Below are 11,707 nucleotides of genomic sequence, written 5' to 3' on the forward strand. Positions count from 1 at the left end.
CACTTCAAGCTGATACACCGATACGCTTGGCCGTGCCAATCGTGATGAGGTCGTGTGAAACGTCGTTGGGAAAGAGAAGATCTTGAACTGCATTGGGGGTTGCTGCCTCCAGAATTGAAGCTGCTCCGCAACAAGAGCGGTGCCACCCGGCTGGGTTTCATGCTTCTTTTGAAATTTTTCCAGTTGGAGGGGCGATTCCCGAGTGCTCCCCACGAAATTCCAGAACAGGCCGTGATCTTCCTATCCGAGCAAACCCAGGTTCCTCCTGAGGCTTGGCAAGATTACCCTTGGGAAGGAATTACCATCCGACGGCATCGCTCCGAAATCCGCAAATGGACGGGATTTCGTGAAGCTACCCTGAAAGATGCTAAAAAGTTGGAGTCCTGGCTCCTGAATGATGTTCTGCCTACGGAACATCGGTATGATCGTTTGAAGGAAGCGGCTTTGAGCCATTGCCGGACCATGCGGATTGAGCCGCCTGGCCCAGAGCGACTTAAACGCCATATCCGGGCTGCGGCTCATGCTCACGAAACCCGGTTCTGCGAAGGCGTCTACCAGCAGTTGTCATCGAGCGTGGTGGAACGGCTTGAAAAACTGTTGAGACCGCAACCAATCGCGGATGGCGAATCCGAGTGGACCGCCTGGCAAAACCTGAAGGCTGACCCTGGAAAGGCTGGCGTTGAAAGCGTCAAAGAGACCGCTGCCCGATTGAGGTTGGTGCGGGAAGTCGGGCTTCCAGCAACTCTTTTCGCAGGGGTTCCCCCAAAGCTCCTGGAACGATATGCCAAGCGGGCCTCCGTAGAAGAACCCTTCGAGCTTCGTCGTCATGGTAAACCTCTTCAGGCAACGATCCTCGCGGCATACCTCCACCATCGAAGCGAAGAATTGACTGACCACCTCGTGGATCTATTGGTGGAGATTATCCACAAGATGGGAAAACGGGCAGAAAAGAAGGTTGAGGAACAACTGTCCGGCCAACTCAAGAAGGTGCCCGGCAAGCTCGGAGTTCTGGTCCGCATGGCAGAAGCGTGTCTGAACGCGCCGGAAGGCGTGGTAAAACAGGTTATCTATCCGGTGGCTTCCGAAGATCTCTTGAAAACCATACTCCAAGAGATCCAAAACTCCGGTCCGGCTTACCATAACACTGTGAGGATTGCGCTCAAGCGCTCTTATCAATCACACTACCGGCGGATGCTCCCTGAGTTGCTGGGCACCTTGGAGTTCAAGTGCGAGAATGCCCGGTATAAGCCTGTGATGGATGCTCTGGCAGTGCTGAAGGCATATTTGCCGCACAAGGCGCCGTCTTATCCAGAAGGGACGAAGGTGCCCATCGAGGGAGTTGTTCGCCCCATATGGATGCCGTTGGTTATTGAAGCGGCTGGTGCTCCCCCGAAGATCAATCGCGTAGCTTACGAGATCTGCGTCCTGAAGGCGCTTCGCGAGCAGCTCCGGTGCCGGGAAATTTGGGTGATGGGCAGCCGCCGATATCGGAACCCAGATGATGACCTTCCCCAGGATTTCGAGGCCAGACGGGAGGAATATTACGCTGATTTAGGTATTCCCACGGACGCGAAAGCACTCACGGCTCTCATAAAAGAGGAAATGACCCGCGGTCTTGCAGCTCTGAATGAAGGGATGCCTGGCAATTCCAAAGTGAAAATTCTTCCTAAAAAAGGCGGGAGGATCTCAGTCTCACCCCTTGAGCCGCAGGCAGAACCGGAGAGCCTCGGTGAGCTCAAGATTGAAATGGCTCGCCGATGGCCCATGACGAGTCTCTTGGATGTCTTGAAGGAAACCGATCATCAAGTGGCTTTTACCCAATTCCTCCGGAGCGGAACCGAACGAGAGCACCTGGACCGTCGCGTGCTTCGTCGCCGCCTCCTACTCTGCCTCTATGGACTCGGCACCAATACTGGCCTCAAACGCATGGCAACAGGGCAAGGAGATGATTCCCCCAAGGACCTGCAGTATGTCCGGCGTCGTTTTCTTTCGCTCGAAGGTCTGCGTCATGCCATAGCCCAAGTGGTTAATGCAACCCTGGATGTCCGCCTGCCTCAGATATGGGGCGATGCTACCACGTCCTGCGCCTCGGATTCCAAGCAGTTCGGTGCCTGGGACCAGAACCTTCTCACGGAATGGCACAACCGTTATGGCGGGCGTTGTGTGATGGTCTACTGGCACGTCGAGAAGAAATCCACCTGCATCTACTCGCAGTTCAAACGTGTGTCCTCCTCAGAGGCCGCCGCCATGATCGAAGGGGTGTTGCGCCATTGCACAGAGATGGAGGTGGAGCGCCAATACGTGGATAGTCACGGGCAGAGTGAAGTTGCCTTCGCTTTCTGCCGTTTGCTGGGCTTCGAGTTGATGCCACGGCTCAAAGGCATCCATCGCCAACGACTTTATCTGCCTGAATCTGGACAGACCTATCCGAACATCGATTTGGTGTTAGCCTCAAGGTCCATCAACTGGGATATCATTGAGCAGCAACTTGACGCCATGGTGAAACATACCGTGGCCCTGAAAATGGGAATGGTCGATGCTGAGAGCATTCTGCGCCGCTTCACCCGATCAAACATCCAGCATCCGGCTTACAAAGCCTTCGCGGAACTTGGCAAAGCCATCAAGACGATTTTCCTGTGTCGCTATTTGGGCTCCGAGGAACTGCGGCGCGAGATCCACGAAGGCCTGAATGTCGTGGAAAACTGGAACAGCGCCAATGGGTTTATCTTCTATGGCAAAGGAGGCGAGTTGGCAACTAATCGACGAGAGGACCAGGAAATGGGCTTGCTCTGTTTGCATCTTCTCCAGGCGAGTCTCGTATTCATAAACACGCTGATGATACAGCGAGTTCTCACCGGCGCACCTTGGTCAACCACATTAGGGACGCGGGATCTGGCCGCCCTAAACCCACTGCTCTACCATCACATCAACCCCTACGGCGTCTTTGATCTGGATTTGGATGCGAGGCTTCCGCTTGGGGATTACATGCCGACGGGTGCCCCGGCTACTTGATACCTGGTGACACGAATGTTGGATTTACCCCAGATAAGTCATCTAAACCATTCCTGGAGCTGGCCAGGCTCGCCGATCCGGATCAGCTCGCCGGCGTACTCCGGAACACAACATATAGGGGTTTACGTTTGTGGTTTTATCGTTCCTGGAGGGAGTGGGGCGGGTGAAAGAAATGAAAGAAACGACTCGCCCGGGCTGAGAGCCTTTCCAGCCCGAGCGAGCGGTTTCCAGGCCGTTTAAAGCTATCGTCTGCAGGAGGAGGAGCGGGGGGGCGTTCCCGTGATCCTCCGGAAGATGATTGCTTTGGCCCAAGCTGACGGGTGGGGGACTCCCGCAAGGTGCTGGCCGGTGAACGGCCACCGGCCGCAACTGAGAGATTAGAGGTGATGTTTTTGTGCTCGTAGCCAAAACCCGAAGGGGTTAAAAATATAACGCCAGCCGCTACAATGTCACGGCTGGCGGTGGGTTAAATACAAACGGCCCTTGTTATGCTCTTAAAACCACAAGGGCAACGCTCACGCCGGTTCCTTGCTCCTGAAAACTTCCTTCAGGTAATGTTTCCCAAAGATCCGCAATATTTTTAAACTCTTCCCGCTGGCGTGGACCGTTCGCGCAAAGAGATATCAAGCGGCCCCCAGGCTTCAGCATCCCGAAGGCGTGCCGGATGTGTTTGATGTCGGCGCCGTTCACGAAAGGCGGGTTTGCAATGATCCTGTCGAACTGTTCGCCGGTCCATTCAAGGAAATCGGCGCAATGCACGGCTGTCAGCGGAAATTCCGTCTCAAGCCTTGCCGCTAATTTCTGATTGATTTCAACCGCTGTGACGCTGCCCCGCTCCGGATTGTGGTCAAACATGCTGCCGCCCATCGCGCCGATCAGGTTTCCAGTTCCTGCGCTCGGCTCCAGCACATCCATGCCGGGCTCGATCTCTGCCAGTTCGACCATATAAGCCGCGATCCCTGGAGGCGTCGGGAAGAGCTGATCAACTGCCACGGTCTGCACGCCTGCCTTGAGGCTGTCTTTCATGGCCTGGATCTCGGCCGGCATTGCTTCCGGTGCGGCCGGCGTCGGTGCCTTGGCCGGCGCGTCCTCGGAGATTATCAGGCTGCGGTCATCCTCGCCGAGTATCCGGCCCTCGGCCCTGGCCTGTTCAACCTGGCCGGCGCTCATCAATGCGCTGAGTTTGTCAAACGGCATGGTGCGCGTAAAGTCTCGGCCGCCGTTGCCCCAATTGTCAAGGACCGTGACGCTTACCTTATTGACCTTGACGATCTTCGACCAGCAGCCCCGGCCACGACCTGTTGCCCAACATTTGCAAGCGCCGCCCTTTTCCGGCTTGGTCTGGTCCGCCTTGGTTCCTCCCGCCTCATCGAGCATTGCCCGTTCATAAGACAGCCGGTTGTCATAGTGGGATATCCAGCGGTTACACCATTCAATAACCCGGCGCTTTGCAGCTGTCGCCATTTCCAGGGCGGTTTCAAAGTCAAGCTCCCCGTCTTCGAGTCGGCGGGTGTCTTCGTGAGATAAACCACCTTCCCAGGTAACGAGCAACGCGGGTAAAAGCTCGCGGCCATCTTTCAAAGTTACGCCTCGGGCTTCCGGGTCCGTGTAAGCCTTTAAAAACTTCTCAGCTTCCTTCCTGGTCCGTTCCTGTTTTCGCTTGTCCGCTTCAATGGTTTTAATTCTCCGTGCGCGAACGTCCGGACGTTCCTTGTATTTGGCATGTGACAACGCACCGGCTGCGCGGCTGGTCCAGTATTTTGCCTGATCCCACATTTTGACGGCTTTCCTCATACCGTTTTCAATTTGCTCCGCATGTTTTCGGGCGTGTTTCTCGCTATGATGCCCAACAAGGATAGGTTGACCAAACGGGATTCCGTCGGCAATGCTCTTGACGTGTGCCGTTGCTTTCTGGCTGTCCCCTGCTCTGCGGTCGCTGTAGTCTTCGAAGCGTTCCGCTCTCTGCTCGGCACGGTCAACAAGGCTTGTGTCCTCGTCGCCGATCTCCTCGCAAAGTTCTAAAAGCAAATCTTCCCTTGCCGGCGTCCACATAGGAGCAACAAAAAGATCCTGTTTCGGTGCCCACTTGAAACCGGCAGTTTTAACCCTGGTGTATGTTTCGGAGTCGAGCCGGGTCATACTATAAAGCCTCAGTTTATTATCATCCGGTGAGTAGGTCGCTGTCATTCCGTTCATTTTAATTCCCTCCCTTTCTTGGTTGCCGGTTACAAGGCCACCGGCGGGGCAAATTGGATTACTGTGAAAAATCTTCGCTAGACTTCTCCCCGGCACTTTCAGAAACAAGCGCATAAGCCGCTTTCGCAACCTTGCCGATTTTCTCCTTTTCCCCTGTGCTCTTAGATGCGAGAATGTAAGCCGCTTCAAGATCTGTTGCGGCCCTCGTCAAAAACTCTAAAACCGTAAGTCTGATTTTCATGGTCTTTCCTCCCGTTTGCTTTTAGATTCCTGAACCCTCTCGGGCTCTGCTGTTGCTCTGTTTTTTTGTGTGGAGGCTTTTTCTGTGCCTCGATGCTTGCTTTTGAGTTCCTTCACCCCTCACTTTCAATGGGGGTAAGGAATTCAAAAGCCTGTCGAGGCAAGTCCGCACAAAAAAACTAAAGCAATGCTTCCAGGTGCAGCGCTGCCCTGGCCGGAATGAAGCGGCTCACGAGGCATGACAACGGGTGTATCGTTGGCGTGACTCGGTGAAGAGCGGAATGCAGGGAAAAGGGTAAAAGCAAACTGCCGTTGATCCTGGCGGGGGGATCGTAAGGGGGGTAAGGCGTACCCCCATTACATGAAACTATCGGAATGCCTATCGAGGTCCACCCGATAGGCTTTCCGCCTGACCGCTTAAAGCGACTGTTTCAGTACAGGAGAGAACGGAGTGAGCGGATGGAATGAAATAGCGGCTTTGGTCCAAGACAGTGACACTAGATGTTGTGGTGTGGGGTTGAGGTGATTTTGTTCCTGGAGGGAGTGGGGCGGGTGAAAGAAATAAAAGAAACGTCTCCCCGAGCTGAGAGACTTTCCAGCCCGGGGAGTGGTTTCCAGGCCGCTTAAGGCTATCGTCTGCAGGAGGAGGAGCGGGGGGGCGTTCCCGCGACCCTCCGGAAGATGATTGCATTGGCCCAAGCTGATTGGGTGGGAGACTCCCGAAAGGTGCCGTTAAGGTTTTGTGTTAGTCGGCCGGGACCCGCAGGGCTGAGACTCGGACGGCCTTTAGTTCGAGGCTCGGGGCGAAGCCTCCCAGAGCGTAAACACCCGAAAAAAGAGTTTAAATGCTAAAGATATGTTTCATCATAGAAAACATTTTAAAAGCAGCTTTTCCGCTAATTTTGATCTCGCCGGCTTTTTTTAAGTAACTTGCGGAACTCCCACGGTGGTTGCGGATTATTCTGCTGCCACAACCCTTTTTTTGCCTTCCTAGCCTGCGCCTCCGCCTGAATGTATTCGCTGGCATAAGGCCGGTCCAGGTATTGACGGTATGCCCAGGCCCAACCATCAGCAACCATCTCCTTGTTTATGTTTCGGTTGCCAAACATCACGATTGAGACGACTCGATGATATCGGTCAACGGCCATCACTTCCAGTCGGACATTCTGCCGCTCGATTTTCTGCTGGAGAGCCTGAAGCGCTTCCTCTCCATAAGGTTGACCTGGCTTGCTGATTTTGCCTGTTCGTTTATTACCTTTCTCTGTCTCTGGGCAATCGATGCCATAAAAACGAACTTTGACTTTATTACCGGAGCGGTCAGTCACCTGGATGGTGTCTCCGTCGCTGACCTTTGAAACGGCTCCCTCGATGATCCGGAGGGGTTCCTTGGCCAGGGCCGGTAAGGCGCAAGAGAGGGTGAGAGCAAATACAATAATGTTTTTAACTAGATGCCGAATCATGATTGCCTCCTGTAAGAAAACGGTTAACCTGGTCAACCCAGTTGTTTATATCATAGGTTCATTTTGTTTTGGAGGGAGTCGGGCGGGTAAAAGAAATGAATGAAACGACTCGACGAACTGAAAGCTTTAATCAGTCGGCGAGTGGTTTCCAGGCCGTTTAAAGTTACCGGCTGAAGAAGGGTAGGGCAGGGAACGTTCTGCAATACCCTTTGAAGCTGGTTACTTTGGCCCAAGCTAACAGGGTGGGGGACTCCCGGAAGGAGCCTGTTTTTTTGTGTTATCGGCCGGTTGACTATGGATTTATAATGTTAGATCGGTAGCAATACCGGCTGGTTAATGTATGGTCTCAACATAGATAGTTTGATTTATGAAAGTGTGGAGGTCACCAGACTTTGACCAATGAAAAGAAGATGTTAGGTTGCAACTCATACTCCATCTGCTGTACTCCTGAGTCTCAAGACTACAATGATCTGTGTTATGAGGATAAGCAGAGGTTCGGGTATTTGGTCAATCGACTGAGGAAACAGGGTCACGACCTGAAGACTGCTCAAAAAATGGCATATCAGAATATCACTTGTGAGAGCATACCGTTTGAACCCAATGGGAGATAGGGAAAAGATGCGATTTCGCATTTTTCAACATGATGTTATCCCCTGTCGGAAGATCAAGTGTTTTCCGACAGGGGGATACCCGCTATCTTTTTTTATATTCTTCTTGCCATCTGCCCTCAAATGAGGTAGAAAAACAAGAAGAGTTGTTCACCTTTTTCGGAGGACTAAATGAACCGAGCGATCTACGTGAATTTACCGGATGTCGAGTCAAGACTGCTAGAAGTCGGTCTCCCCTGTGTGGAGGAAATACATGCAGCTATAAAAAACGGTGAGTTACACCGCGATAGCTGCACTGCCAATGACCCAAGGGGCCTCCCTGGGCTTCTCGCCTGGGGTAAAACCGTCCGTGGTCTTCGCGACACCCTTGCTCCGAAAGGCTGGACCCGTTTTGAGGGGAACAACTTAGCGGTCGCGCTTGACTCAACAGGAACCACCGCTATTGCGGTTGCAACAGGGGATAAGTGCACAGGGGATCCAAAACGGACCCCTGAAACCAAATATCCAAAAGGCCCCGCAATAGCAGCTGCCATCGAGCAAAATATAATACAGCTCGTACAAACAGCCTTCTCTTTTGTCGAAGAACTTGAGCAGGCACAGCAGAAACCACCCGTCTACACATGGCTACTACTCATTTCCCGCAATAAAAATGAGGTTCACAGTGAGCTATCACTCCCTCGCCTTATTACAGAGAAAGGGCATGTTGTGGAATGGGAAGAAAGAATACTCCTGCCACCATTCCCCATAGATGACGAATCAGGACCACTTAATTACGAAGAGGAGAACGCCGGCGACGATATTGTTGTTGAAATATCACGGCGCTAACTGAAATATGAACACAAAACTTTTCTGCCCACAGCGACTAACCCTGGCACGGCAAAAACGTAAACTAACGAAAACCGTCCTTGCTAACAGCGCCGGGGTCGTAAGTCGCAGTATCTCCGCTTACGAAAGTGGCGATACAATACCTACAAGCGAAACAATCATGGCGCTTGCGAGCGCGTTGAGATTCCCTGCCGAATTCTTTTTCGCACCGCCCATCAGCCGTCCTGAAGTAGAGGCCGTGAGCTTCCGGGCTTTGAGCTCAATGACAGCGGCCAAACGCGACTCTGCTTTGGCGGCCGGTGCCCTTGCTGTGGAGTTGGCCTCATGGATTGAGCACCGCTTTGTATTACCGGGATGGAAGCTTACCGATGTCGACTTTCGTGGGTATCAACCTGAAGCAGCGGCAGCCAGCGTCCGATCGCACTGGGGGCTTGGTGAACGCCCTATAAAGAACACCGTCCATTTACTCGAAGCGAATGGCGTACGAGTTTTTTCCTTAGCAGAGGACTGCAAGGAGGTAGACGCGTTCTCTTATTGGCAGGAGGCAACCCCCTTCATTTTTCTCAACACCATGAAGTCTGGTGAGCGCAGTCGCTTCGACGCAATGCACGAGCTTGGACACCTCATATTGCACCGTCACGGCGGCCCTGATGGCCGGGAAGCCGAGCATGAAGCCGATACGTTTGCCTCAGCAATGTTGATGCCTCGAAGCGATGTCTTTGCGCATGCCCCGAAACTTGCCACACTGCCAGTAATCATACAGATGAAGAAAAGATGGGCTGTTTCAGTTGCAGCCCTCAACTACCGCTTACATGCCCTCGATCTGATCACTGACTGGCATTACCGGACCCTTTGCATCCAGATTTCAGAAAATAATTTTCGTAGCAAAGAGCCTGACCCTTGTCCGCGAGAAACTTCCCAACTGCTCCAGAAAGTTTTCGCGGCGCTTAAAAACGACGGTGTTTCACGCTCTGATGTCGCTACGTCTTTATGTATGTGGACCGAAGATCTTGATGCATTGATTTTTGGCTTGGTGCTGACTGGCATTGGCGGGGGCAAAAAAGACGGGGTGCCGCCTGGAGTGACAAACCGACAGCACCTCCGTATCGTTACCAATAACGAATGAATCATCATCTCCAACGACGTGCAATAGCTTAATGCACCTCTACTCTTCGCTGCGCTGAGGTGCAAGGGGCGGTTGCCAGCTATTGTTTGACTTCACAAGATGTTTTTACTACTCTCTTGCCAAGGCAGCATACGTACCAGATTGTGATTGTGTGAGTGATGTTGGGGTATTATGAAATCAACAGCTAATTAGCTAATTAGAAATGCGAAAGGCGGTCATAAAGACCGCCTTTCTATAATAAAGGGAGTGTTTGAAGCGGGGAACCTAAAATAAGGTTTCTTCCCGGCACCCTTAACTCCCGGCTTATCGTTGTATATTTGTTATAAATAAACCATCCTACAGGGGATTGTCAAGGACTTTCGATGAGGATATTAAAGTCAGAAAGATTTGAATCAGCTGAGTTCAGCGATAATGAGCGTTTCTTTATTGAGCTCTGGTATAGCTTGACTCACTCAAAGTCTCTAGACACTTATAGAGTCAAGTGCATGAATAGCAGGACATTAATAAGGGAATTGTCACAAGAGATCCAGATTGGGCTAATAAAATCGAACGGCTTACAATGTCTATGCGATGAATCAAATGAATGTCTTGAAAATGACCCAATAATTAGCATTCACTTTAACATACTTTACAATAGAATTAAACCATATTTAATTGAACAACCCCAGCCGGACAAGGAAAAAGATGAGAAAAGAAAGAAGGAGCTTGAAGACAAAAAGCGTGATTTTTTATATTTATCAAAGGATTTTTCAGTAGATTTGGAAAGGCGTTATTGGGAATGTTTATCCTTTGAATTGTTGCCAGCAATAGTAAGTGGCGACAAAAAAAATATTAAAACACTGGTTGTAAGCTTATTGTCTGATTTAATAGATAAAGGTTGGCCAATTGAAACCTTGTTTAAATGGCATGAGCATTTTTTGTCTGATAAAAATACTTCAAAATATACTTTCGAGAAAAATCTGCATTTTATGTTCAGGTATTTTTCCAATAAATCACAAGAATTCGAAGTGACTCTGAGGCTTATGGGTAGCAATAAATTAGTTGAATTAGGAAGTTATGGAGATTTCATTTTTACGAATAACCCTTGCAATATTGCAGCTAAAGCGTCCAAAAAATTTACTAAATATAATGACTACATTTGTTTTACTCAAATAAAATTAAGCGATTCAGACTTTCTCTCTGCAGCAATAAATGCGAAGGAATCTTTTGAGCAGTTTGTTGATCTGCTACGATTTGATTTCGAGCCGTCAACGTTAAAAATTGATCAGGTTTGCCATGTAAGAAGACTTGTTGACGATAAGGTGGAGTTGCCTATTGTTAAAACAATAGTGCCAAACCCAAATGAAGATATTAACCATTCTGATTTCAAATCGTTTATACACGATTTAATAACGGTATCAAAAAAACCAGTAATCGAAGAGAGTTCAAACAGGAAAATAAGAGGTTCTATTAGACAGTATCGTTTTGGTCGAGACAGTGATAATTTCAAAGACAAGTTCCTAAATTGGTGGATGGGCCTGGAAACTATGTGCCACATAGGTCGTGGGGACGGAATAGGTGAAATAGTATCGCATAATGTTACCATGGTTATGGTGCTGCCGTATCTTCACAGATTGCTCTTAGATACTATTGCAACAGTTAAATATGCAGAAATAGATTGGCATCAAGATCTCAAATCAATTTGCAGCGGCAAGGAACTTGATGAAATTACTGTCGATGATTTACTTGAAATTATCCACTCACAGGGACATCGTGATATTTTACTAGAGTCATGCAAAAAAAGTGAGCTAATGTATTATAGATGCGATGAGCTTTTCAATATTTTTCGCAATCCAGATAACCTAGTAAAAAAAATCAAAACACATCACAATCATCTGTTATGGCACTTGTCAAGACTTTATAGAATAAGGTGTTGTATTGTTCACGGCTCTGATATTAGGTTTAGATTAAGTCTATTCACCGCAAATTTAGAATTTTATTTAAAACAGGCCACAAAGTTTGTTTTGACTATATTTAGTAGTAACGATCATATATTAAACTTAGAAGAAATATATTCACGTACGACACTGTGCTATAATAAAACGATCGCTGATTTATCAAATGCAAGTGCTGGAAAACAAGAAATACGAAATGCTGTCTTTGCCAGTATCACCAATTAGGGCTTACAACCCCAAACAAGAAACGGATCATCGAGCAGGACGGAATATCAAAGACACCCGACAGGTATTCCTATACCGAAC

At 49.8% G+C, this 11,707-nt stretch carries 7 protein-coding genes; 4 read left to right on the forward strand and 3 right to left on the reverse strand.

Annotated features, from left to right (window positions below):
- Window positions 1–54 precede the first annotated feature (54 nt).
- The gene (locus tag PPRO_RS18220) at window positions 55–3,012 is read left to right on the forward strand and encodes a Tn3 family transposase (protein WP_041532999.1); all 2,958 of its coding nucleotides are present in this window, start codon (window positions 55–57) and stop codon (window positions 3,010–3,012) included.
- 486 nt (window positions 3,013–3,498) lie between these two features.
- Here PPRO_RS18220 and PPRO_RS19870 read toward each other — a convergent pair whose 3' ends face one another.
- The 3 genes from PPRO_RS19870 to PPRO_RS18235 all read right to left on the reverse strand — a co-directional run bounded on the left by PPRO_RS19870 (window position 3,499) and on the right by PPRO_RS18235 (window position 6,908).
- Window positions 3,499–5,208 carry a DUF3560 domain-containing protein gene (locus PPRO_RS19870; protein ID WP_011733773.1) on the reverse strand — a complete coding sequence of 570 codons (1,710 nt, stop codon included), beginning with the start codon at window positions 5,206–5,208 and terminating at the stop codon, window positions 3,499–3,501.
- Between the two features lie 58 nt (window positions 5,209–5,266).
- A complete protein-coding gene (locus tag PPRO_RS18230) occupies window positions 5,267–5,449 on the reverse strand; it encodes a hypothetical protein (protein WP_041533000.1) in 183 nt (60 codons plus the stop codon).
- An 895-nt stretch (window positions 5,450–6,344) separates the two neighbouring features.
- Window positions 6,345–6,908 (reverse strand): thermonuclease family protein, encoded by a 564-nt coding sequence (locus PPRO_RS18235; RefSeq protein ID WP_011733774.1) that lies wholly within the window; start codon window positions 6,906–6,908, stop codon window positions 6,345–6,347.
- Between the two features lie 779 nt (window positions 6,909–7,687).
- Here PPRO_RS18235 and PPRO_RS18240 point away from each other — a divergent pair.
- From PPRO_RS18240 to PPRO_RS18250, 3 genes are all read left to right on the forward strand, one after another.
- A complete protein-coding gene (locus tag PPRO_RS18240) occupies window positions 7,688–8,341 on the forward strand; it encodes a hypothetical protein (RefSeq protein WP_011733775.1) in 654 nt (217 codons plus the stop codon).
- A 7-nt stretch (window positions 8,342–8,348) separates the two neighbouring features.
- A complete protein-coding gene (locus PPRO_RS18245) occupies window positions 8,349–9,467 on the forward strand; it encodes an XRE family transcriptional regulator (protein ID WP_011733776.1) in 1,119 nt (372 codons plus the stop codon).
- Window positions 9,468–9,952: 485 nt separating this feature from the next.
- A complete protein-coding gene (locus PPRO_RS18250) occupies window positions 9,953–11,626 on the forward strand; it encodes a hypothetical protein (protein ID WP_157040137.1) in 1,674 nt (557 codons plus the stop codon).
- The last annotated feature ends 81 nt before the right edge of the window (window positions 11,627–11,707 follow it).

The sequence above is a fragment of the Pelobacter propionicus DSM 2379 genome, from assembly GCF_000015045.1.
Classification (GTDB): Bacteria; Desulfobacterota; Desulfuromonadia; order Geobacterales; family Pseudopelobacteraceae; genus Pseudopelobacter; species Pseudopelobacter propionicus.